General features: G+C 66.6%; 18 protein-coding genes and 2 pseudogenes. 9 read left to right on the forward strand and 11 right to left on the reverse strand.

Annotation, left to right across the window (positions count from 1 at the left end; all coding sequences use genetic code 11):
* Window positions 1–64: 64 nt before the first annotated feature.
* The 4 genes from ctlX to AACH00_RS14215 all read left to right on the forward strand — a co-directional run bounded on the left by ctlX (window position 65) and on the right by AACH00_RS14215 (window position 3550).
* Entirely contained in the window at window positions 65–1030 is a 966-nt protein-coding gene (gene ctlX, locus AACH00_RS14200; RefSeq protein WP_341399818.1) for a citrulline utilization hydrolase CtlX, read from the forward strand.
* Window positions 1031–1129: 99 nt separating this feature from the next.
* Window positions 1130–1945, forward strand: coding sequence for a DUF817 domain-containing protein (locus AACH00_RS14205; RefSeq protein ID WP_341399819.1), 816 nt, complete (start codon window positions 1130–1132; stop codon window positions 1943–1945).
* On the forward strand, window positions 1942–2475 hold the full coding sequence (locus tag AACH00_RS14210) for a hypothetical protein (RefSeq protein ID WP_341399820.1): 534 nt from the start codon (window positions 1942–1944) through the stop codon (window positions 2473–2475). The genes AACH00_RS14205 and AACH00_RS14210 overlap by 4 nt, the downstream gene beginning before the upstream one ends.
* On the forward strand, window positions 2450–3550 hold the full coding sequence (locus AACH00_RS14215) for a DMT family transporter (protein WP_341399821.1): 1101 nt from the start codon (window positions 2450–2452) through the stop codon (window positions 3548–3550). Before AACH00_RS14210 ends, AACH00_RS14215 begins: the two co-directional genes overlap by 26 nt.
* Window positions 3551–3583: 33 nt before the next feature.
* Here AACH00_RS14215 and AACH00_RS14220 read toward each other — a convergent pair whose 3' ends face one another.
* From AACH00_RS14220 to AACH00_RS14240, 5 genes are all read right to left on the reverse strand, one after another.
* Complete coding sequence (locus AACH00_RS14220; protein WP_341399822.1) at window positions 3584–3976, reverse strand: VOC family protein; 393 nt, start codon at window positions 3974–3976, stop codon at window positions 3584–3586.
* A gap of 79 nt (window positions 3977–4055) precedes the next feature.
* Window positions 4056–4394 (reverse strand): nitrite reductase small subunit NirD, encoded by a 339-nt coding sequence (gene nirD / locus AACH00_RS14225; RefSeq protein WP_341399823.1) that lies wholly within the window; start codon window positions 4392–4394, stop codon window positions 4056–4058.
* A gap of 21 nt (window positions 4395–4415) precedes the next feature.
* Complete coding sequence (gene nirB, locus AACH00_RS14230; protein WP_341399824.1) at window positions 4416–6926, reverse strand: nitrite reductase large subunit NirB; 2511 nt, start codon at window positions 6924–6926, stop codon at window positions 4416–4418.
* A gap of 410 nt (window positions 6927–7336) precedes the next feature.
* On the reverse strand, window positions 7337–8635 hold the full coding sequence (locus AACH00_RS14235; RefSeq protein WP_341399825.1) for a type IV pili methyl-accepting chemotaxis transducer N-terminal domain-containing protein: 1299 nt from the start codon (window positions 8633–8635) through the stop codon (window positions 7337–7339).
* A gap of 47 nt (window positions 8636–8682) precedes the next feature.
* Entirely contained in the window at window positions 8683–9969 is a 1287-nt protein-coding gene (locus AACH00_RS14240; protein ID WP_341399826.1) for a type IV pili methyl-accepting chemotaxis transducer N-terminal domain-containing protein, read from the reverse strand.
* A gap of 401 nt (window positions 9970–10370) precedes the next feature.
* On the opposite strand from AACH00_RS14240, the pseudogene AACH00_RS14245 reads away from it, so the two are divergent.
* Both AACH00_RS14245 and AACH00_RS14250 read left to right on the forward strand, forming a co-directional pair.
* Window positions 10371–11627, forward strand: a pseudogene (locus AACH00_RS14245) (NAD(P)/FAD-dependent oxidoreductase); the annotation flags it as partial.
* A 67-nt stretch (window positions 11628–11694) separates the two neighbouring features.
* Complete coding sequence (locus AACH00_RS14250; RefSeq protein ID WP_341399827.1) at window positions 11695–14547, forward strand: nitrate reductase; 2853 nt, start codon at window positions 11695–11697, stop codon at window positions 14545–14547.
* Between the two features lie 26 nt (window positions 14548–14573).
* Here the strand turns inward: AACH00_RS14250 and AACH00_RS14255 are convergent, their stop codons facing one another.
* Together AACH00_RS14255 and AACH00_RS14260 are read right to left on the reverse strand one after the other, a co-directional pair.
* Window positions 14574–15209: a LysE family translocator gene (locus AACH00_RS14255; RefSeq protein ID WP_341399828.1), complete on the reverse strand. Its 636-nt coding sequence runs from the start codon at window positions 15207–15209 to the stop codon at window positions 14574–14576.
* A 428-nt stretch (window positions 15210–15637) separates the two neighbouring features.
* Window positions 15638–15769: pseudogene (locus AACH00_RS14260) on the reverse strand (transposase); the annotation flags it as partial.
* A gap of 38 nt (window positions 15770–15807) precedes the next feature.
* Between AACH00_RS14260 and AACH00_RS19885 the strand changes: the two are divergent.
* Entirely contained in the window at window positions 15808–16194 is a 387-nt protein-coding gene (locus AACH00_RS19885; protein WP_423221939.1) for a group II intron maturase-specific domain-containing protein, read from the forward strand.
* A gap of 170 nt (window positions 16195–16364) precedes the next feature.
* On the opposite strand, the gene AACH00_RS14265 is transcribed toward AACH00_RS19885, so the two are convergent.
* From AACH00_RS14265 to AACH00_RS14280, 4 genes are all read right to left on the reverse strand, one after another.
* Entirely contained in the window at window positions 16365–16748 is a 384-nt protein-coding gene (locus AACH00_RS14265) for a 2OG-Fe(II) oxygenase (protein WP_341399829.1), read from the reverse strand.
* A 186-nt stretch (window positions 16749–16934) separates the two neighbouring features.
* Window positions 16935–18467 carry an IS1182 family transposase gene (locus AACH00_RS14270; protein ID WP_341399830.1) on the reverse strand — a complete coding sequence of 511 codons (1533 nt, stop codon included), beginning with the start codon at window positions 18465–18467 and terminating at the stop codon, window positions 16935–16937.
* Between the two features lie 809 nt (window positions 18468–19276).
* Window positions 19277–20134, reverse strand: a complete 858-nt coding sequence (cho, locus tag AACH00_RS14275; RefSeq protein ID WP_341399831.1) for an excinuclease Cho — start codon at window positions 20132–20134, stop codon at window positions 19277–19279.
* Between the two features lie 20 nt (window positions 20135–20154).
* Window positions 20155–20835: a glutathione S-transferase gene (locus AACH00_RS14280; protein WP_341399873.1), complete on the reverse strand. Its 681-nt coding sequence runs from the start codon at window positions 20833–20835 to the stop codon at window positions 20155–20157.
* Window positions 20836–20967: 132 nt separating this feature from the next.
* Here AACH00_RS14280 and fabA point away from each other — a divergent pair, with 132 nt between their 5' ends.
* Window positions 20968–21534: a 3-hydroxyacyl-[acyl-carrier-protein] dehydratase FabA gene (gene fabA / locus AACH00_RS14285; protein ID WP_341399832.1), complete on the forward strand. Its 567-nt coding sequence runs from the start codon at window positions 20968–20970 to the stop codon at window positions 21532–21534.
* Window positions 21534–22748 (forward strand): beta-ketoacyl-ACP synthase I, encoded by a 1215-nt coding sequence (fabB, locus tag AACH00_RS14290; protein WP_341399833.1) that lies wholly within the window; start codon window positions 21534–21536, stop codon window positions 22746–22748. Before fabA ends, fabB begins: the two co-directional genes overlap by 1 nt.
* The last annotated feature ends 17 nt before the right edge of the window (window positions 22749–22765 follow it).

Raw genomic sequence — 22765 nt, forward strand, 5'->3', positions numbered from 1 at the left:
ACTCTGGCTTCAAACTGGCGCCGGGGCTGCAGACACTGAGGGCGTTCCAAGCCTGCCTCCCGCCATGATCAACGCCCCGCAGTTCACCAGCCTCCCGTCCATCCAGGCCCCGTCGGCCGTGGTGATGGTGCGCCCGCACCACTTCCATCCCAACCCGCAAACCGCTGCTGACAACGCCTTCCAGCGCAGCGCAGCCGGCTTGCCCGCAGCGCCCTTGGCCGCAGCCGCCCATGCCGAGGCCACCGAGGCCGCGCACACCCTGCGCGAGCACGGCGTGCGCGTGCACCAGTTCGACGATGACGGCGCGGCAGACACGCCGGATTCTGTGTTCCCGAACAACTGGTTTTCAACGCACCCGGGCGGGCATGTGGCGCTATACCCGATGCACTCCCCCAACCGCCGCCGCGAACGGCGCACCGACATCATCGAGATGCTCAAGCGCGAGTACCGGGTGCAGGACGTGATCGACTACTCCGGCCTGGAGGCTGATGGCCTGTTCCTGGAAGGCACCGGCGCGATGGTGCTCGACCATGTGATGCGCGTGGCCTACACCGCCCGCTCCAACCGGGCCGACGCCGTGGCGCTGGAGCGCTTCTGCACCCACTTCAACTATGAGCCGATGGTGTTCGACACGGCGGACGCCACTGGCCAGCCGATTTATCACACCAATGTGCTGATGTGCGTGGCCACCGAGTTCGCGCTGGTGGGGCTGGATTTGATCCGTGAGCCGGCCCGGCGTGCCGAGGTGCGCGCGCGGCTGGAAGAGTCAGGCCGCGAGGTCATCGCCCTGAGCAGGCACCAGATCGCGGAGTTCGCCGGCAATGCGCTGGAGTTGACGGGCCGTGGCGGGCGCCTGCTGGCGCTGTCGGCCCGCGCGGCGGCCAGCCTGGATGCGGCGCAGCAGCGCGCCATCGTCCGCACCGCCACGCTGGTGCCGCTGGCGGTGCCCACCATCGAGATGGCCGGCGGTTCGGTGCGCTGCATGCTGGCGGGGGTGCACCTGGCGCGGCGGCCTTCAGCTGGGGGCTGAGGGCGCTGCTGCGCCTGTTGCAGGTATCGTCCGGCACATCTGTTGTTTCCAGCGTGGCACATCCGGCTTGCCGGGCAGGGTGCCACCGTTGCCTTTTTCATGCGCATCGTTGCCGCCGCCCCATCGCAGCCATCAGCCAGGTGGCTGGTCGAGTTCGCCCACTTCACCTGGAAGGAAGCGCAGGCCTGCATCTTCGCCGGCCTGTTCTTCGCGGCGGTGCTGCTGGTGCCGCGTGGTGGCTGGCTGGCTGTGCCCCGGTATGACCTGCTCTTGCTGATCGCGCTGGGCATCCAGATCTGGCTGGTGCGCACGGGCCGAGAAACGATGGATGAGCTCAAGGCCATCTGCCTGTTCCACCTGCTCGGTTTTGCCCTGGAGGTGTTCAAGACGTCGAGCGGCATCCGGTCGTGGTCGTACCCTGATCCGGCCTATTCCAAGCTGTTTGGCGTGCCGCTGTTTTCCGGCTTCATGTACGCGGCGGTGGGCAGCTACATCATCCAGGCCTGGCGGCTGTTTGACCTGCGGGTCGAGCACCATCCGCCCTACTGGATGGCGGGCCTGATCGCAACCGCCATCTACCTCAACTTCTTCACCCACCACTTCATCGGCGACTACCGTTGGTACTTGGGTGCTGCCGCGCTGGGCCTGTACGCGCGGGCCCGGGTGGTGTTCAGGCCGCACCTGCAAGACCGGCGCATGCCCTTGCCGTTGGCCATGGTGCTCATCGGCTTCTTCATCTGGCTGGCGGAAAACATCGGCACGTTTTTCGGGCTGTGGGCCTATCCTCACCAGCTTGGCGCATGGGCGGCGGTGCACGTGACGAAGTGGAACGCGTGGTCGCTGCTTGTGCTGATGAGCTTCACCATCATTACCAACCTCAAACACGTCAAGGCGACGGTCCAGGTGCCCGCATGAACAAGCGACGTTTTCTCTCGGCGTGTGGTGCGTTTGGCGGTCTTGTGGCCGCGCCCGCCTGGGCCCTGTACGACCCCCCGCCCGATGCGCTGCTTGCCGCTGGCGTGGGCGCCTGGCGCGGCACGCTCACCTACCGCGACTATCAAAACCCCGACCGCATGGTCACGCTGGCCACCCGGGTGAGCGGCGCATTGATCTCGCCCGACGAGCTGGCGCTGTATTACGTCTACGACGACGGCCCCGGCAAGACGGTGTACTCCTACGAACGTCTGCGGCTGGATGTGGCGGCCAAGCGGCTGACCTCCTTGTCGGGCGTCTCGAAGCCCGGCAGCACCGACTACACGGTCACGCTGCTGGAAGCCGGCGCGCAGGGTGCCCAGCTGAACTACGAGCGCCGGGTGGACGGCGGCGTTGATCACTTCGAATGGCGCCTCACGCCGCGCACCTGGTTGCTGACCAAGCGCGAAGTGCGATCTGGCCGCGACGACGTGGTGCGCAGCCGGTATGAGTTCACTCGTGATGCAGGCTGACCACGCCCTTCGCGGCCCGGCGCTGCGCGGCGGTTTGCTCGCCTTGCTGGCCGCTGTGCTTTTCGGCGTGAGCACGCCGCTGGTACAGGCTCTGGGCGCCGGCCTCGGGCCGTTTTCCACAGCAGCGCTGTTGTATGCGGGGGCCGCTGCCGTGGGCGCACTCTCGCGCAGCCGGGTTGACCTGGAAGCGCGGCTGGCCCGGGCTGATTGGCCCCGTCTGTTCGCCATGGCGCTGATGGGCGCCGTGATCGGGCCGGTGGCGCTGGCCTGGGGGTTGCAGCACACCAGCGGCACCAGCGCGTCCTTGATGCTGACGCTGGAAGCCCTGTTCACCGCGCTGCTGGCCTGGCGCCTTTATGGCGAAACCATGGACGGCCGCGTGTGGACGGCCATGGGCCTGCTGCTGCTGGGCGGCATGTTGCTGGTGCTGGACCAGCGGCTGGGTGCGGCCACAGCCAGCGGCGCTGCGGCAGCGGGCTGGCTCGGCCTGCTGGCGGTGATGGGGGCCACAGCGGCCTGGGGCGTTGACAACACCTTGTCGCGCGCCTTGGCTGACCGTGACCCCGGCCAGGTGGTGCTGGCCAAGGCGCTGCTCGGCTCGGTGGTGACGGCGCTGCTGGCGCTGGCGCTGGATGAGCCCTTGCCTTCGGCCGCGCAGGCGGCCGGCCTCTTTGCCGTGGGGGCCACCGGCTACGGGCTCAGCTTGCGTTTGTACTTGCTGGCCCAACGCGCTTTTGGCGCGGCGCGCACCGGCTCGGTGTTTGCGTTTGCGCCCTTCATCGGCGCCGCCTGCGCGCTGGCGCTGGGCCACCGTTCAGGCAGCGGCTTGCTGCTGCTCGGCGGCCTGTTGATGCTGGCGGGCGTGGTGGTGCACCTGGCCGAGTCCCATGCCCATGAACACGAGCATGAGCCGATGGCGCATGAACACGCCCACACCCACGACGACGGCCACCACAACCATGTCCATGAGCCGATGCCCGTGGGGGCGCACAGCCATGCGCATGTGCATGAGCCGATCAGGCATGCCCACGCGCATGTGCCCGATCTGCACCACGGGCATCGCCATGGTCATTGAGCCCGTGGTTGAGTTGTCCGGTTTGGCGGGCGCTCAACCGCCCATCGGCGTGCACAGCTCCACCAGCATGCCGTCCGGGCAACGCACGTAAGACACCACCTGCCCCCAGGGCTTGGCCACCGGCTGCGCCATGCTGCGGGCGCCTGCGGCCACGGCGCGGGCATGGGCGGCAGGCACGTCGTCCGTCACCAGCGCCACTTCAAAGCCCAGTGGCTGCACGGAGTTGTGTGCATGCACATGGCCACCTTCGAAGTTCATGTCGCCCAGCTCATGCGCGGCGAACGACAGCGTGGTGCTGCCTGTGTCCAGCTCGCCGTAGGTGCCGCTCTCGTGCAGGAACTTCCGCTGCAAGCCAAAGGCCTGCTCGAAGAAGCTGAGGGAGGCGGCCACGTCGGGCACGTAGAGAATGGTGTAGCCGAGCTTCATGGGAGACGTTCCTTGCGTTGGGGCGACGGCTGGATGACATGACGGGCCTGATCGCCGCCGCACCTGCACATCATCCCACTCAGCCGCAAGCCACCTGAACTGCGCCCGCCTCCACCCGCACCGCATGCGCCTGCACCGAGCAGTCGGGCAGCTCCAGGCACTCGCCGGTCTTCAGGTCGAAGTGGTTCTTGTACAGCGGTGAAGCCACCACAAGGCGTGGCCCCAGGTTGCCCACCAGCCCGCGCGACAACACGCTGGCGCCGGATTTCGGGTCAACGTTGTCGATGGCGTAGAACTGCGCCTCACCCACGCGGAAGATGGCGATGTGGCGGTTGGCCACGCGGGCGCAGACGCCCGTGTTTGGCAGGATGTCGGTGGCTGCGCAGACGGTGGTCCAGCTCAGGGTGGCGGTGTTCATGGGGCTTCTCCGGAATGGGGCTCAGGCGGGGTGCCGTTCTTCGGGGCGGGCAGGGCGGATCTGGCCGCGCTCTTCCACGAACACGATGTGCTCATCGGCCTTGTCGCTGTTGACGAAGCTGCGGAAGCGCTGCCGCACGGCAGGCGTGTTCACCGCGGTTTTCCACTCGCACTGGTAGGTGTCCACCACGTTCTGCATCTGCGCTTCCAGCTCGGCGCACAGCTTCAGGCTGTCTTTCAGGATGACGTCCTGCAGGTAGCCCAGGCCGCCCTCCAGGTTCTCGCGCCAGGTGCTGGTGCGCTGCAGGCGGTCGGCGGTGCGCACATAGAACATCAGCACGCGGTCGATCAGCCGGATCAGCTCGGCCTTGCTCAGGTCAGAGGCGAACAATTCGGCATGGCGCGGCTTCATGCCGCCGTTGCCGCACACGTACAGGTTCCAGCCCTTGTCGGTGGCGATGATGCCGATGTCCTTGCCCTGCGCTTCGGCGCATTCGCGGGTGCAGCCCGACACGCCGAACTTGATCTTGTGCGGCGCGCGCAGGCCCTTGTAGCGGTTCTCCAGCTCCACCGCCAGGCCCACTGAATCGTCCACGCCGTAGCGGCACCAGGTGCTGCCCACGCAGCTCTTCACCGTGCGCAGGCTCTTGCCGTAGGCGTGGCCTGATTCAAAGCCGGCGGCGATCAGCTCTTCCCAGATCAGCGGCAACTGCTCCAGCCGGGCGCCGAACATGTCGACCCGCGCGCCGCCCGTGACCTTGGTGTAAAGCCCGTACTTCTTCGCCACGGTGCCCACGGCGATCAGGCCGTCGGGCGTGACTTCACCGCCCGGCATGCGCGGCACGACCGAGTAGGTGCCGTCTTTCTGGATGTTACCCAGGAAGTAGTCGTTGCTGTCTTGCAGGCTGGCCAGCTCGGGCTTGAGCACGAAGTCGTTCCAGACGGAGGCCAGCACGCTCGCGGCGGTGGGCTTGCAGATGTCGCAGCCCAGGCCCTGGCCGTGCCTGGCCAGCAGCTCGTCGAAGGTCTTGATCTGGCCGACGCGAACCAGGTGAAACAGCTCCTGGCGCGAGTAGGCGAAGTGCTCGCACAGGTGGTTGTTCACCGCCATGCCGCGCTTGCTCATCTCGGCCTTCATCACCTGCGTCACCAGCGGCACGCAACCGCCGCAGGTGGCCCCGGCCTTGGTGCAGGCCTTGAGCTGCGCGATGCTGGTATTGCCTTCGCCCACCGCCTGGCAGATCTGCCCCTTGGTGACGCTGTTGCACGAGCAGATCATGGCGCCGTCGGGCAGCGCATCCACACCCAGGCCGGGCTTGGCCTGGCCGTCGCTGCTCGGCAAGATCAGGAACTCGGGGTTGGGTGGCAGCGCGATGCCGTTGAGCGCCATCTGCAGCAAGGTGCCGTATTCATCGGCGTTGCCCACCAGCACGGCGCCGAGCAGCAACTGGCCGTCGGCACTCACCACGATCTTCTTGTAGATCTGCTTGATCTCATCGACGTACTGGAAGCTGCGGCTGTGCGGCGTCTTGCCGTGGGCATCTCCGATGCTGGCCACATCCACGCCCATCAACTTGAGCTTTGTGCTCATGTCGGCACCGGCGAATGTGGCGTCTGTGTCGCCGGCCACCTGGCGGGCGGCCACGCGGGCCATTTCGTAGCCTGGCGCCACCAGGCCGAAGGTCTGGTCGTTCCAGGCCGCGCACTCACCCACGGCGTAGATGTCGTGGTCGCTGGTGCGGCAGGCGCTGTCGATGGCGATGCCGCCCCGCGCACCGATGGCCAGCAGGCTGTCGCGCGCCAGCTGGTCACGCGGCCGGATGCCCGCTGAAAACACGATCATGTCGGTCTCCAGGTGGCTGCCGTCGGCAAACACCATGCGGTGCCGGGCGGTGGCGCCGTCGGTGATCTCGACGGTGTTCTTGCCGGTGTGCACCTGCACGCCCAGCGCTTCGATCTTCTCGCGCAGGATGCGCGCGCCGCCTTCATCCACCTGCACGGCCATCAGGCGCGGCGCGAACTCCACCACATGGGTTTGCAGGCCCAGGTCACACAGGGCCTTGGCACATTCCAGGCCCAGCAAACCGCCGCCCACCACCACGCCGGTCTGGCTGCGCGCACCGGCGGCCTGCATCGCCTCCAGGTCTTCAATGGTGCGGTAGACAAACACGTCGTGGCGGTCACGCCCCGGCACCGGGGGCACGAAGGGGAACGAGCCGGTGGCCAGCACCAGCTTGTCGTAGGGCAGCACCTCGCCGCTGACCGTCGTCACCGTCTTGGCGCGGCGGTCGATGCTGGCGGCGCAGGCGGCCAGCCGCAGGCTGTAACCGGTGCGCTCGAAGAAGCCGGGCTCGACCAGCGAGAGCTCGTCGGCCGATTTGCCCGAGAAGAACTCAGACAGGTGCACGCGGTCGTAGGCCGGCCGTGGCTCTTCACACAGCACCGTGACCTGCGCGCTGGCCAGGTCGCTGCCCGCCACGCTCTCGAGGAACTTGTGGCCCACCATGCCGTGGCCGACGACGATGATCTTCATGGGTGTCTTTCAGTGAGCAGAGTCGTTAGCTCAGCCGCACGGGCAGGGCGAGCGCGAATGCACAAATGCACAAATGCAAGCACGCACGCACGCACGCACTAGCCGGGCGGCAGAACCAACGAGGGGTACATGACAACAGCAACCAGACGACATCTGGCTCCAGCAGGGACGACCGAGGCGGCGTCTGGGCTCTACCGGCGTTGGCAGAGGCTGTGCGAAGGAGAGGCCGAAGAACCCCGGTGGGTTGATCGGCTCGGGCTCAAGGCATGCAAGCGCTGTGCCAAGCGTTTGGCTTGATGGCTTGCCCGGTGTGGTGCCCGTGCCTTGGTGTTTTCAGGGTCAGGAGGGGCACTGACGCAGGCGCGCTTGCACGGCCCCGGTGCCTGGGCGCCCCAGCACGGGGCGGCGGCTCACGACAAGATCAGCTGCAGGCTGTGTTCGTAATCGTCGGTGAGCTCATCGAAGAGCACCAGCAAGGCGTCGCTGGCCACGGCCAGGGCTTGCCGGCCCTCTTGCCCGTCAGGCAGCCGCAGGCCGCGCAGCAGGTTCAACCACTGCTCACGCGCGGCGCTGAGCGTGGCGCGGGCGGCGGGGCTGCCCAGTGGGGCGTGTTCCAGTTCCTGCACGGCGGCCTCGAATGACTGCATCACGGCGGGCAGTGCATCCAGCCGTTCTGGTTGCTGCAGCAGCGCTGCCAGCAGCGCTTCTTTCGCCAGCCGCTGCACCTGCATGCGCTGGCGCCCGCACAGGTTGACGAGACGCAGCGCGCGCCGCGCACCGCCGGCTTCCAGCGCGTCGGTCAGGGCCTCGGCGCAGTGCAGCAGGGTGGCTGCGGCGTCGTCAGCCTGTTGCAGCGTGCGCAGGGTCATCCGCGGTGTCAGCAGGGCCAGCAGCGCCTGCCAGGCCTGGTGCACGGCGCGCAGCGCGTCCAGGCCCGCCGGGTCGGCCGAGCGTGATTCGAGCAGGTCATCGAGCGTCTTCAGGCAACTCTCCACCTGCCGCATGGCAATGCCCTGGGCCTGCTTGGCGCGCCGCGTATTTACCCCCGCCAGCACCTGGGCGGCCAGCTTGATCAGCCGCTGCGACAGCATGCGCAAGCGGCCGGCCCGGTTCACGGCTTCGGCCCACTGCGCGGTTTGCGCCACCGCCCGAGACACCTCGCCCAGCGGCAAGCCCGCGCCTGTGGCTGCGCCGCGCAGCAGGTGCAGTGCCTCGTCGCTCGACAACTGCCGCGCCTGCATCAGCACGCCCTTGGCGCGCTCCACCCAGCGCTGCTCTTCCAGCTCGGTGCGCACGGAGTGCAGCGCTGCATTCGCTGTTTCAAGTTGGCGCCAGCGGGCCTGGTCCATGTGCAGGCAAGAGGCCAGCAATGCGGCGGGGGCGGTGTCGTCCATCGGCCACCAGCCCGTCAGGCCGGCATGCCCGAGCTTGGCCAGTGCGGCCGGCTCTGGCAGCGGGGCGAAGACGGTGAGCGGGCCGAGGGGGGTGTTGGGTGTGGTGTTTTTGTGGTTGTTCGCAGCCAGCGCCGCCTGTGCAGCGGCCAGCGCAGCTGCGGTGGGGCCGACGATGACTTGGTGGGCCTGGGTGTGCGCGCCCAACTCGTTCCGCAGCCCCATCAGGGTGGTGAATGCGCTGGCTGAAGCGCCCGCAGACGCACCGCCCGGCGGCATCGACACATCCGTGATGTGCAGCTGAAAAACAGAGGGCATTGAAGGCATGGCAGATGGCATGTCGGGTGCGTGTGCGTAGCCCAAGCTCAGGCCATGATGACTTGCAGACTGCGCTCGTAAGAGGCGGTCAGGCGCTCGAACAGCGACAGCAGTTTGTCGCTGGCCTGGCTCAAGGTCAGGCGGCCGGTTTCCTGGTTCAACTGGTGCAGCCCTCGCAGCAGGTGCAGCCATTCGTCATTGGCGGCGTGCAACACCTCGCGGATGTCGTTCGAGCTCAAAGGCGCGGCTTGCAGTTCACGCAGCGCCGCTTCGAAGTCGTCCAGCAGTGCAGGCAATGACGCCTGACGGCCCGCATCCCCCAGGCTTTGCGCCAGCAAGGCTTGTTTGGCCACGCGTTGCACCCGCATGCGCTGCCGGCCGCACAAATTGATGATGTGCAGCGCGCGGCGGCCACTGGCGGCTTCCAGCGCCACGATCAGCTGCTCAGCCGCCGCCAGCAGGGTGTCGGCACGCTCATCAACCCGGCGCAGCATCTCAGCGCCCAGCCGGCCTGACAGCGCCTCGCTCAAGTCCTCGCTGGCCTGCTGCACGGTGGCCAGGGCGCTCGCCCACGGCGCGCTGCCCGTGGCCGGGGCGGGCAGGGCCTGCAGGTGCGTGAGGTTGTCCGCCAGGCGGCGCAAGGCTTCGTCCTGGTCGGTGCGGGCGCGGCGGGCGTCCAGGGCCGACCAGCGCTGCACCGCCAGCTTCGCCAGCCGCTGCGACAACATGCGCAGCTGGCCGGCGCGGTTCATCGCATCGGCCCAGCGGGCAGCTTCGGTCACCGAGCGCGACAGCTCGCCCATGCGCAGGTTGGCGTGCATGGCGGCGCCACGCAGCAAGGTGAAGGCTTCGTTTTCGCCGATGCCGCGGGCGCTCATCAGCACGCCCTTGGCGCGGTCGACCCACTGGCGTTCATCCAGCTGCGCCCGGGCGCGGTCGAGCTGGGTGCTGGCATCAATGCCTTGTTGCCAGCGCACGCGGTCCAGGGCCAGTGCGGCGTTCAGGGCCGAGGCGCTGAGCGTGTCGGGCCACCAGCCACTCACGCCCGCGGCCAGCAAGGCATCGGCCTCAGCATGGGTGGGGGTGGGGCCGAACAGGCTCACCGGGCCACCGGGCCAGGTGTGGCCTTGCAGGGCAGCCAGCAGTTGCGGTGCGTTTGCCACCACGATGACGGCCCGTGGTGCGGCCGGCGCGCCAACTTGGTTCAGGGCCTGCGCACCATGCACCATGTCCACGGCGGCGTGCCCGCCCTCTTGCAGGCGCAATTGCCAGCTCGCTGCCTGGGCGTCATCAAGCGCCGGGCCAAGCCATGCAAGCAAAGGGGAAGGGCGCATCAACATCCATAGACGGCAAGACAACAGGCCCGAAGCATAGGCGAAGTCTTGCCGCTCATTGCATGCTTGGCCTGAGGCTTTGACGGGGTGTTCCAGGCGCACGCACCGGGCGCACCAAGCTTGTGCGCCATGGCCGCCTGCAGGCCGTTTTTGCCCGGCACGATGTTTGCGTACATCGTCTCGAGCGCTCTCGCGCCTCGTCCCTTCTGGCCCGCCAACGGCGGTGCGGCCAGCGCTTCCAGGGCATCGGCCCATCCCCCCTTCTCATCTGCACTGGCTTTGGCCAACTCCGCGTTTTGCTGCGCGGGGCAGGCAGCTGCGTTGGTGTGATGCGCCTGTACTGGAAGCGAGCGGTGGACGAGGTGCGTGAGTTCCTGGGGCCGTCCTCAAATGGCAGCGCGATGAAGAAACTTCAACTGGTGATGATCGGTAACGGCATGGCCGGCGTTCGTACGCTGGAAGAGCTGTTGAAGACGGCGCCAGACCTCTACGACATCACCGTGTTCGGCGCCGAGCCGCACCCCAACTACAACCGCATCATGTTGTCGCCGGTGCTGGCCGGTGAGCAGACGATCGATGAGATCGTGCTCAACCCGCTGCATTGGTATGCGCGTCACGGCATCACGCTGCACCTGGGCAAGGCGGTGGTGCGCATCGATCGCGCCCGCCGCGTGGTGGTGGCCGCCGATGGCACTGAAGCGCATTACGACCGCCTGTTGATTGCCACCGGCTCAACGCCCTTTGTGCCGCCCTTGCCGGGGCGTGAGCTGGAAGGCGTTATCTCGTACCGCGATATTGCTGATACCGAGGCCATGATCGACGCCGCGCGCACGCACCGCCACGCCGTGGTGATTGGTGGTGGCGTGCTGGGCTTGGAGGCCGCCAACGGCCTGCGCCAGCGCGGCATGAGCGTCACCGTGGTGCACCTGGCCGCCTGGTTGATGGACCGCCAGCTTGATCGCACCGCCGGCGGCCTGCTGGCCCGCACGCTGGGCGAGCGCGGCTTGTCTTTTGCGCTGGACAGCCAGACGGCGGAGCTACTGGCATCACCGCAGGGCCGCGTGCGCGCCGTTCGCCTGCAAGACGGCCGTGAACTGCCGGCCGACCTGGTGGTGATGGCCGCCGGCATTCGGCCCAATACCGCCCTGGCCGAAGCCGCTGGCTTGCTGTGCCAGCGCGGCATCGTGGTGACCGACACCTTGCAGAGCGTGACCGACGCGCGCATCTACGCGGTGGGGGAGTGCGCCGCCCACCGCGGCGTGGCGTATGGCCTGGTGGCGCCGCTGTATGAGCAGGGCCAAGTGTGTGCCACGCACCTGGCGGAACACGGGCTCGGCCGCTACACGGGCAGCCAGGTGTCGACCAAGCTCAAGGTCACCGGCATTGATCTGTTTTCGGCCGGCGACTTCATGGGCGGCGAGGGCTGTGAAGAACTGCTGCTTAACGATTTGCGCAGCGGCGTCTACAAGAAGCTGGTGCTGCGCGGCAACCGCCTCGTGGGTGCCTGCCTGTATGGCGACACGCACGACGGCCCGTGGTACCTCGACCTCATCCGCAGCGGCCGCCCCGTGGCTGCACTGCGTGATGGCCTGATCTTCGGCCAGGCGGCTTGTGAGTCGCTGGCTGCCCCGGCGGCACCGGCTGGCATCACACCCGCCATCTCCACGTTCACCCCACGCCACCCCGCCCTGCAGGGCGCCTGAGCGGCAGACCACCGAGCACCCCATGGCTGAAACCCGATCGACCTGCCCCTACTGCGGCGTTGGCTGCGGCGTCATCATCGAACACGATGAACGCCAGATCATCAGCGTGCGCGGTGACGAGCAGCACCCCGCCAACCTCGGCCGCCTGTGCACCAAGGGCTCGACCCTGCACCTCACCGCCACGCCCGCACTCACCCGCCAGACGCGCCTGCTGCAACCCATGCAGCGGCTGCAGCGTGGCGCAGCGCCGCAGCCGCTGGGGTGGGATGCCGCCCTTGACCACGCCGCTGATCGCCTCGCCGCGATCCACGCACAGCACGGTCCTGATGCCATCGGCGTGTATGTCTCGGGCCAGCTGCTGACGGAGGACTACTACGTCTTCAACAAGCTGGTGAAGGGCCTGCTGGGCAGCAACCACATCGACACCAACTCGCGCCTGTGCATGAGCAGCGCCGTGGCCGGCTACAAGGCCACGCTGGGCGCTGACGCGCCGCCCTGCAGCTACGAAGACCTGGCCCATGCGCAGACGGTGTTCATCACCGGCTCCAACATGGCGTGGGCGCACCCGGTGCTGTTCCGTCGGCTGGAAGATGCCCGGCGCGCCAACCCGGCGCAGCGCTGGATCGTGGCCGACCCGCGCCGCACCGAAACCGCCGACGCCGCCGACCTGCACCTGGCCCTGCGCCCCGGCAGTGATGTGGCGCTGTACCACGGGCTGCTGCACCTGCTGCTGCAGGAAGGGCTGACCCGGCCCGATTACATCGCCGCGCACACGGCTGGCTTCGATGCGCTCAAGCAGCGCGTGGCGGCTTTCACCCCCGAACACACCGCCGAGCTGACGGGCCTGCGCATCGAAGACCTGCGCACCGCCGCACGCTGGTTCGGCAGCAGCCCGGCCACGCTCAGCCTGTATTGCCAGGGCCTGAACCAGAGCAGCAGCGGCACCGCCAAGAACGCGGCGCTGATCAACCTGCACCTGGCTTGTGGCCAGATCGGCAAACCCGGCGCCGGCCCCTTCAGCCTGACCGGCCAGCCCAATGCCATGGGCGGCCGCGAAGTGGGTGGCCTTGCCAACCTGCTGAGCGCGCACCGCGACCTGGCCAACCCCGCGCACCGGGCCGAGGTGGCAGCACTCTGGGGCGTGCCCGAGGTGCCAGCCAGGCCCGGCCTCACGGCGGTGGAAATGTTCCAGGCCGCGGCCGATGGGCAGATCAAGGCACTGTGGATTGCCTGCACCAACCCGGCCCAGAGCCTGCCTGATCAAGCCACCGTGCAACGGGCCTTGCAGCGCGCCGAATTTGTCATCGTGCAAGAGGCCTTTTCCACCACGGCCACCGCCGCGTTTGCCGACCTGCTGCTGCCCGCCACCACCTGGGGCGAGAAAGACGGCACGGTGACCAACAGCGAGCGCCGCATCAGCCGTACCCACGCTGCCCTGCCGCCCGCTGGCGCGGCCCGCCACGACTGGGACATTGCCGCCGACGTGGCGCGCCGCCTGGCCACCCGGATCGCGCCGGAGCGCGTGGCGATGTTCGACTACCGCACGCCCGAGCAGGTTTGGTGCGAGCACCGGGAAAGCACGCGCGGCCGTGACCTGGACATCACCGGCCTCAGCTACGCCATGCTGGAAGCCCAGGGGCCGCAGCAGTGGCCGCTTCCTGAAGGCGCCACGGTGGGCCGGGTGCGCCTGTATGAAGACGGCATGTTCCCGACGCCCGATGGCCGTGCGCAGTTCGCCGATGTGGCCTTCATGCCGCTGGCCGAGCCGTGTGATGACGCCTACCCCTTCGGCCTGCTTACCGGCCGCCTGCGTGACCAGTGGCACGGCATGAGCCGCACCGGCCAGCTGGGCCGCCTGTTTGGCCACGACGGCCTGCCCAGCGTGGAAGTGCACCCCGCTGACCTGGCGCGCTTGGGCGTGGCCGAGGGTGAGCTGCTGCGCGTGCGTTCACGCCGCGGCAACGTGGTGCTGAGTGCGCGCGGCAGCGAGCGCATGGCGCCGGGCCAGGTCTTCATCGCCATGCACTGGGGCGGTGAGGTGCTGGGCGGCGTGGCTGCGGGTGGCGTGAATGCGCTCACATCGCCCGCGTTCTGCCCGCGCTCGAAGCAGCCCGAGTTGAAGCATGCGGCGGTGGCCATCGAACCCGTGGCGCTGCCCTGGCGATTGACCGCCATGGCGTGGCTGCCTGAGGGCGAAGCCGCCGCGCTGCGTGAGCTGATCAAACCCGCGATGGCCGCCTTCGGTTACGCCTGCCTGCTGCCCTTTGGCCGCGAGCCAGACGCCCATGGCCGCAGCGGCCTGCTGCTGCGTGCCGGCGCCGCGGGCCGGGTGAGTGAAGCCGTGCTGGCGCCGCTGCGCGCGGCATTCGGTGTGGACGGGCCGCAGGCCATCAGCTACCTTGACCCCGAGCGCGGCCAGCACCGTGCGGTGCGCGTGCATGCCAACGGGGCAGGGGCGGAACAGCTGGACGCCTTCTGGCTGGTGGGCGATGCGGGTGCTGATTTGCACGGCGATTTGCGTGGCGATGCCCGAAGTGATGTGCGAAGTGACGCCAAAAGCGAAGCCTGGCTGCGCAGCCTGCTGGAATCAGATGCGGCGCTGCCCAACCCGGCCCGCCAGTTGTTGATGCCCGGTGCCTTGGCAGGGCAACAAATGGCCCCGGTCAGTCCGCAGGTGTGCACCTGCTTCAACGTGAACGAAGCGGCGATTCGCCAGCAGCTGGAAGGCCTTGAAGGCAGCCCGGATCACCGGCTCACGCAATTGCAGGCGGCGCTGAAGTGCGGCACCAACTGCGGCTCTTGCCTGCCGGCCCTGCGCAGCTTGGTGAAGTGCGTGGCGGTGAAGGTGCCGGTGGCGCTGGATACACCGGTATAGGTGATCAATCACTCGACATCTGACAGTCAGGCCGCGCCGCGTCGACCGAGCACAAGAATGGAGAGCCCGGCAGTGACGAATGTGAGGCCTGCGCCCATATTGACAGCGGCCACCGCCTTCGGGCGACGAGACAGCCATGCAGACAGTTGTGCAGCACCACAGGCCAGAACAGCGAAGCTGACCGCGGTGACCACCGCGAAGATGGCGCCATACACAAGGATCTGTGCTGGTATCGAACCGCGCGAGACGCTGGTGAACTGCGGAATGAAAGCCACGACGAACAGGCCAGGCTTGGGATTCAGCACATTTGACAGCAGGCCAGTGGAAAAAACTCGACCGAGTGACTGATGCGCTGCAGGCGTGAAAGAGATCAGATTGCGAGCCGTGAGGGCCTTGCAGCCCAGCCAGATCAGGTATGCGGCGCCGACAATCTTGACGGCCCAAAAAGCCACAGGCGAGGCCTGGAGCACCAGCGCCAGACCAAGTGCCGCGGCAACCGCATGAACCATGATGCCCAGGCCCGCGCCGATGGAAGACAAGGTGCCGGCGAGCGGGCCCTGGCTCAGCCCGCGACTCATGGCCAGAATGTTGTCGGGGCCCGGCGATACAACGACGAGGAGGACGGCCACCAAGTAGGCGGCGAGGATGTCAGGTGGGAACATGTGCGGCAGGTGGTTGGTACGGCATGACAGTGCTGGGCAACAACCCGACTCCCGGGCGCGGTGCCTTGACGGTTGAGTGATGGCGCAGACAGCGCTGCGTTTCGAAACACGACCGGTTGATCCGAACTGCCCGACCACCCGTCCGGTCTATTCTGATTGAATTTTGGCCTTGCCAACAGGAACGGCGATGGTTGGCACAGGCCCCTCCCGTTTCACGCCCGGGCGGCGGCGGCAAGCCTGCTGCGCGGCGTTATGCCGCCGGTCGCCGAATATCGGCGCGACACCTTGTGTGCTCACCAGCCTCCGTCAGCCCGAAAAACTTTGGCTGCTCTCCACCTGCAACGACCAACCTGGCGCGAACGACTTGAGTTGCCCCCGCGCCTCATCTGTGATCACCCAATCGGCCTTCGGCCGGGATTGTCTGGGCCGACGTTGTAGTGCACCTGCTCCATCAACTGCCGCTCGGAGCACACGTTGAACAGCACTTGCAGCAGCATGGCGCGCAGCAACTTCTCAGGTGCCACGCTGGGTCATCCGCCCTTCACATCGGCCGCGTACATGGCCGTGAGCACCGGCCCCAACCGCTCCAGCGCCGCGCATGGGTCTCAGTCAGATCGAACGGGCGCAGCCACGGCCATCAAGGGAATCCTCGGCAACGTTATTGAGCGCACGGCGCAAGCCGTTGCGACCTCAGCCCCTAGCAGGCTACCGGCTGCACAAGCTGGGGCAATACGTGCGGGGCTGGACGGCGTACTTCGGCATCAGCGAGTACTACCGGCCAGTGCCCGAGCTGGACGACTGGATCAGACGGCGAATGCGGATGTGCTACTGGAAACAGTGGCGCTGGCCGCGCACCAAGATCCGACACTTTCTGGCTCAAGGCGTGAGCCTGAAGACAGCGATCCAGCACGGTGTCAGCACAAGAGCTATTGGCATATGGCGCGAACCCCGGCGGTGCAGCAAGGGCTGTCCAATGCGTGGCTGAAAGCGCAGGGCTTGGTCAGCTTGAAGGAGCTGTGGTGCAAGGCCCAGGGCTACACGACCGCGAAGGGCTGAACACAACGTCGAGCGAGCCAACTTGTTGAACCGCCCACTGCGGACCCGCATGGTGGGTGGTGTGGGGGGGGCGCCGGCTAGAAACCGGTGCCTACCCGATTAGGTCGCATTCTTGCCCAGCACCCAGCCGAGTGAAAGTACATAGCGACTGCCGCCAACGACCTGCGTGACGCTGTGCTCGCAGGCGTCGGGTCTGAAGAGCTTAATCCGCCCTGTGGCGAACAACGGTTTGGCGCACACGAATTCGCCGCCAGACTTGGGCGACTTGAGAATGATGTTCAACCGGTAGTGGCGACCGGCCTGCACTGGATCTGTGTGAGGTGGAATCTCTGACCCCTCGGGATAGCGAATGAGATAGCTGTCAAAGGGCAGTGGCCACCGGGAGGTGAGAAGAAGCATCTTGTCGTACCCGGTGCCTTGACGCCCACGTTGCCAGCGAAAGGCCGTCCCGGCGTAGGCGCGGAGCGACTTAACGATGCGCATGGTGCGCCCTAACGACGCTGGGCAATAACCCGATTTTCGGGTGCTGCGCAGTGACGGTTGAATGGTGAGGAAGATGGATTCTTCATTGCGAAACCGGGCTGATTGATCCGGGCCGATTGATACATTCTGATCGAATTTTCAGCCTTGCCAACGTGATCTGCGAGGGATGGCACTTGTCCCCCTGCTTCACGCCCAAACGACCCGGTTGGCGACCTTCTCGATGTTGTGCACCAGGCAGAACAAGCGCCATTGCGTGCTGACCTTGTCCTTGCCCCGAACCGTGAACCTGCTCAGTCGCTTGTTGTGCCGCAGGTTGCCGAACACCGGCTCCACGGTGGCGATGCGCTGGCTGTAAAGCTGACGGCCGTGTGCGCTGTCGATGGCCGCGCGCATGCGGTGGATGGGCTCGTTCGGGTCATCTGGCATGCGCAGATGCACGGCGATCTTGCGCTGCGCTGTCTCTGGCTTGCGGATGCACTGCGGCCGCAGTGCGCAGGCCTGGCAGTCGCTGGCCCGGGCCTTGAACTCCTGTCGCTGATAGCGCCCCGCGTTGTACAGCGCGCCGCTGCTGCGCAGCGTGCAGCCGGCCGGGCAGGTGCAGGTGTTTGCGCCGTCAAATACGAAGTCGGCCACGCTGAAGTACCCCTTGACCTTCGGGTTCGGGCTGGCTGCCGGCTTGCGCTTGTCGTGCAGCACCTCGCCCTTGGCCTTGTGCTTGGCCTGCTCGGCGTAGCGCTCGTCGCGCTGGCGCATCTGGTTGTCTGCCAACAGTGCAGGGATACCTGCCTCACACAGGGCGTTGACGTTCTCGCTGGAGTGGTAGCCGGCGTCTGCGGTGATCAGCGTGTGAGCGGCACGCACCGGAGCCGCCGCCTCGATCATCGGCAGCAACATGTTCTGCTCCGAGCCGGAGCCCGTCACCTCGGCGGCCACGATGACCTGGTGTGCGCTGTCCACCGCGGCCTGTGCCGCGTAGCCCTGAATCACGCCCTTGCCTGTCGCCATCTTGGCGCTGTCGGGATCAGTGATGTTGCTCTTGAGCTCCTGACCCCGCTCACTCAGCCGTGGCTTGCGTCCCGCAACGAAGGCGCGAGTGGCGCGAGCCTCTCGACGCAACTCGTCGATGCGGGCCTGGCGCGCGGCGTCCAACGCTGTCGGGCTCTCGCCACCTGCATCCTGAGCTTGATGCAGGGCGAGGATCTTGTCAGCGGCCTTGTCCAGCCGTGCGGCGCGATGCGCCAGCTCATCAAACGTGCCGCTGCGCTCCTTGCTGGCATTGCAGGGCAGCTTCACACCGTCGATGGCAAACATCTGCCGCCCGATCAAGCCCAGGCGGTCACACGTCATCAGCACCTGTACGAACAGCGGCTGGATCTGATCCTTCAACCCGCGCACGAACTTGGCGATGTGCGTGTAGCTGGGTTGGCTGTCGCCGCTGATGGCCATGAACTGAACGTGATGCAGGCAGGCATGCGCAATGCTGCGGCTGCTCACCAAACCACGGCTGTAAGCCAGCAGGACAATCTTGAGCATGACCTGTGGGTCGTAGGCACTCGCGCCGACGTCGTCGTTGCGGAACCTGGCGTCCAGCATGCTCAGGTCAAGTTCGTTGTCCACCAAGTGGTCCAACGCAAACTCGAACGTGCCGGGCTGGATCTGCTCGGCCAACACCACCGGAAGAAATCGGGGGCTGCGGTCAACAGGTTTGTAGCGCGGCATCAGTGGTCCTCGTGGCTCAGCGATGCCTGCCATGTTCTCTTCGCCCGCCTGATCCCGCCAGTCGCGGCTTACCGCATCAGGGCAGGTTTTTGCACAGCCTCAACGTTTGAATTCAGCGGCGGCCGAAGGCGGTCCGCTGGAATGAATGGTTGGGCCTCACCGCGAGACCTATCGACCAAACGCCAGCAAGGCAAGATTGACCCCAACTGCCAACGTCGGCAATGCCAAGAGGCACCCGCCAAGTATGCGATCCAATGGTGCGTGCCGGTTCATGAGCGCCGAAGAGATGTTCTTGCGTTCGTCTAAGGCGAACACAACCAAAACAAGTGTAGATGTCCACCCCAGAGCCGAGCTCCAACCCCAGAGCGAAGAAATGGCAAGTACGAAGTTCAGGCAAAGACCTAGGCTCCACAGGGCACCTATGAGGACTCGAACTTTGGACTGCACGGGATGCGCTTTAGTGGTGACCACGGCGGTAAGGCAATGAGGCCCAACGTGTTCTATACAGACAGCATACGCCACCTAAGCAGGCAGGCTGCTCCCTAAAACTGAGAAGCTGAATGCAACTAAGTACCTGTCGCATAAACACTTTCCTTGTTGCAGTTGCCTGTTTATCCAGCATTAAATTTCCGACAAAAGCGGCAGGCAGTTACAAGTTCTAGCTGAACGATCGGTGCTCATCTCAGCGCCATGATGCCGCAACTTTTTTCGCCGCACGCGCCGTACTCGGGCAGCCGTCCAGCCGTCCAACGCCGCCAAGAGGCAGCTCGGCTAATCTCCACGCCAAGCCCCACCTGCATCCCCATCACTCAAAGCCCAACAATATTCGCCCCACCCGTCAGCACCGGCCCGCAAAGTATCTTGTACCCATCCGCATCAAACCCCGCCGCCACGCTGTCGAGCTTCCGCGCTTCTTTCAGCGTGTTGGCCTTGCCCAGGTAGCACCAGTTCCGCACGACAAGGAATTCGCGCAGGCCGTGGCTTTCTTCGACGATGGCGATGGCGCCGGGGTAGGGCCAGCAGGCCAGGCGCATCTGCAGCAGCGCGGCTTGCAGCCGGGCCTGGTGGTCGGCCGGGCTTTCGCGGCCGGTGCAGGCGCCGCCGCATTTGTTCACCATCGCCCGGAAACAGGCGCGGCCGGGTGACAGGCGCTCCACGCCCAGCAGGCCCAGGCACAGCCGGTGTTCGTCGGCCAGGTCACGCAGGCCTTCCAGTGCGGCGCGCGGGCTGCGGTAAAGGCCGTGCAGGTGCGGCTCGGTGGCGAAGTTCACATCGCGCGTGGTCACCACCTCGGGGCGCTCACCTTGCAGGCGAATGGCGCACAGCTGCCGGTTGCGGCGCAGGCGCTGGTTCTTCAGCGGCTGCTGGGCCTTGATCATTTGCGCTTCCAGCAGCAGCGCGCCCAGCTCACCGGCCGTGGGCACGTGCGTGATGGCGCGTGTTTGCCTCAGCAGGCTGGCTTCGTCCGGGTTGCGCAGGTGCGAAAGCACCCGGCTGCGGATCTGCACGCTCTTGCCGATGTACAGCGGCAACTCGCCGTCGCCATGAAAGATGTAGACGCCGGGCACCTGGGGCAGGTCGTGGATCGCCTCACGCAGGTGCTGGGGGTATTCAAAAGGCAGGGCGTCAGGCAGCGGTGCGCGGGTGCGGGGTCGGGGCGGCGGCATGGGGGCGGGGGTGAGCGAACTCAGCCCGGGTGGTGCGCAGGGGGCTCTGGCAGGAAGGGGGAGGCGGCATAGGCAGGCGCCGGGAACAACACTGTCTGCGCAGCCGGCACTTTCACCATGCAGGCATTGAACAGCGGGCTGGCTAGCCAGTGGTTCAGCCAGCCTCGCAGCGCGGGCCACGGTTGCTGCGCCCACCAGGCGGGGTCAACGGCCGCAAACTGCCGCACGAACGAAAAGATTGCCAGATCGGTGGCGCACGGGGCTTCACCGCCCAGCCAGGGGTGCTGCGTCAGCTGGGCTTCCAGCGGCAAAAGCAAGACAAGGGCGGCTTGGCTGCGGGCTTGCTCGCCCGTGGCGGGCTCCTCCGGAAAGCGCTCCGGGTACTTGTAGCGGTCAAGCTGCCGCTTGAATTCGCCGTCGTTGAGGGCCAAAGCCTCAAGGTTGCTGCTGGTTTGGGCTGCTTGCCACCAATGCGCCAAGCCCTCGCGCTGCAGTGCCCAGGCCATGATGTCCCAGCTTTGCTCCAGCACCTCGCCGCCCGGCAGTTGCAGCACCGGTACCGTGCCTTTGGGCGAAATTGCCAGCAGTTGAGCGGGCTTTTGACGCAGCACCACGTCGTGCACCAGAAACGGCTGCCCCGCCAGCAACAGCGCCATCCGGGCGCGCATGGCGTATGGGCAGCGTCGGTAGCTGTAAAGCAGGGGCTGACCCTGCTTGGGGTCTGCATCGAAAGCGGGGAGAATGCGGGCTGTCAAATTAATGCACACCTGTACAGGATACATTTCGAGGTTCGCCTCCGGGCCATTTTCCGCCCCAAAAAAAACGCAAGCACCATGAGCGACTCCTCTACCTCCGCCGCCGCCGAAGCCCGCCCCAGCCAATGTGCGCTGGGCCGCCACAGCTATGACCGCGACGAGCTGCTGGCCTGCGGCCGCGGCGAACTGTTCGGCCCGGGCAATGCCCGTCTGCCGCTGCCCAACATGCTGATGATGGATCGCATCGTGCGTATCGACGCCACGGGCGGCGAATTCGGCAAGGGCGTGATCGAGGCTGAACTCGACATCACCCCCGACCTCTGGTTCTTTGCCTGCCACTTTGAAGGCGATCCGGTGATGCCGGGTTGCCTGGGCCTGGACGCCCTGTGGCAGCTGGTGGGCTTCTGGCTGGGCTGGCGGGGCAACCCGGGCCGCGGCCGCGCGCTGGGCTCCGGCGAGGTCAAGTTCTTCGGCCAGGTGCTGCCCACCGTGAAAAAGGTGACCTACCGCCTCGATCTGAAGCGCGTCATCGAGCGCAAGCTGGTGATGGGCATCGCTGACGGCCGCATGTACGCCGACGGCCGCGAGATCTACTCCGCCACCGACCTGAAGGTCGGCCTGTTCACTTCAACGGAAGACTTCTGATGCGCCGCGTTGTCATCACCGGCATGGGCATTGTTTCCAGCATTGGCAACAACCTCGCCGAAGTCACCCAGAGCCTGCGCGACACCCGCTCGGGCCTGAAGTTCAACCCCAAGTACGCTGAGCTGGGCATGCGCGCGCAGGTCAGCGGCCGGCCCGACCTGAACCTGGAAGAGGCGATTGACCGCCGCAACATGCGCTTCATGGGCGACGCCGCGGCGTACGCGTTCCTGTCCATGCAGCAGGCCATCGCCCAGTCGGGTTTGACGCCTGAGCAGGTCTCGAACCCGCGCACCGGCCTGGTGGCCGGCTCGGGCGGTGCGTCCAGCCTGAACCAGGTGTGGGCTGCTGACACCCTGCGCACCAAGGGCACCAAGCGCGTTGGCCCGTTCATGGTCACCCGCGTCATGGCCAGCACGGTGTCGGCCTGCCTGGCCACGCCGTTCCACATCAAGGGCGTCAACTACTCCATCACCTCGGCCTGCGCCACCAGTGCCCACTGCATCGGCCACGCCGCGCAGTTGATCGCCTGGGGCCAGCAGGACGTCGTCTTTGCCGGTGGCGGTGAGGAAGAAAGCTGGGAGCTGTCGCTGCTGTTTGACGGCATGGGTGCCATGTCCAGTGTGCGCAATGACCAGCCTGCATCGGCTGCCCGCGCGTTCGACGCCAACCGCGATGGTTTCGTGATTGCTGGCGGCGGCGGCATGCTGGTGCTCGAATCACTGGAGCACGCACAAGCCCGTGGCGCCAACATCCTGGCTGAGCTGGTGGGCTTCGGCGCCACCTCCGACGGCCACGACATGGTCGCGCCTTCGGGTGAAGGCGCGGTGCGCTGCATGCAGCAGGCGCTGCAGAACGTCACCACCCCGGTTGACTACATCAACGCCCACGGCACCTCCACCCCGGTGGGTGACCTGGCTGAGCTCGGCGCCGTGCGCCAGGTGTTCGGTGAGCGCGTGCCTTACATCAGCTCGACCAAGTCGATCACCGGCCACTCGCTGGGTGCCGCTGGCGTGCAGGAAGCGATCTACTCCTTGTTGATGCTGCAGGAAGGCTTTGCCGCCGCCTCGGCCCACATCGAGCAGCTCGACCCGGCTGCTGAAGGCCTGCCCATCCTGCGTGAGCGCCTGGACCAGACCTTGAACACGGTGATGTCGAACAGCTTCGGCTTCGGCGGCACCAACGCCACGCTGGTGTTCTCGCGCTTCAACGGCTGATGGCTGCTGATTGCTGA

Source organism: Ideonella margarita (assembly GCF_038066635.1).
In the GTDB taxonomy this organism is placed as follows: domain Bacteria; phylum Pseudomonadota; class Gammaproteobacteria; order Burkholderiales; family Burkholderiaceae_C; genus Ideonella; species Ideonella margarita.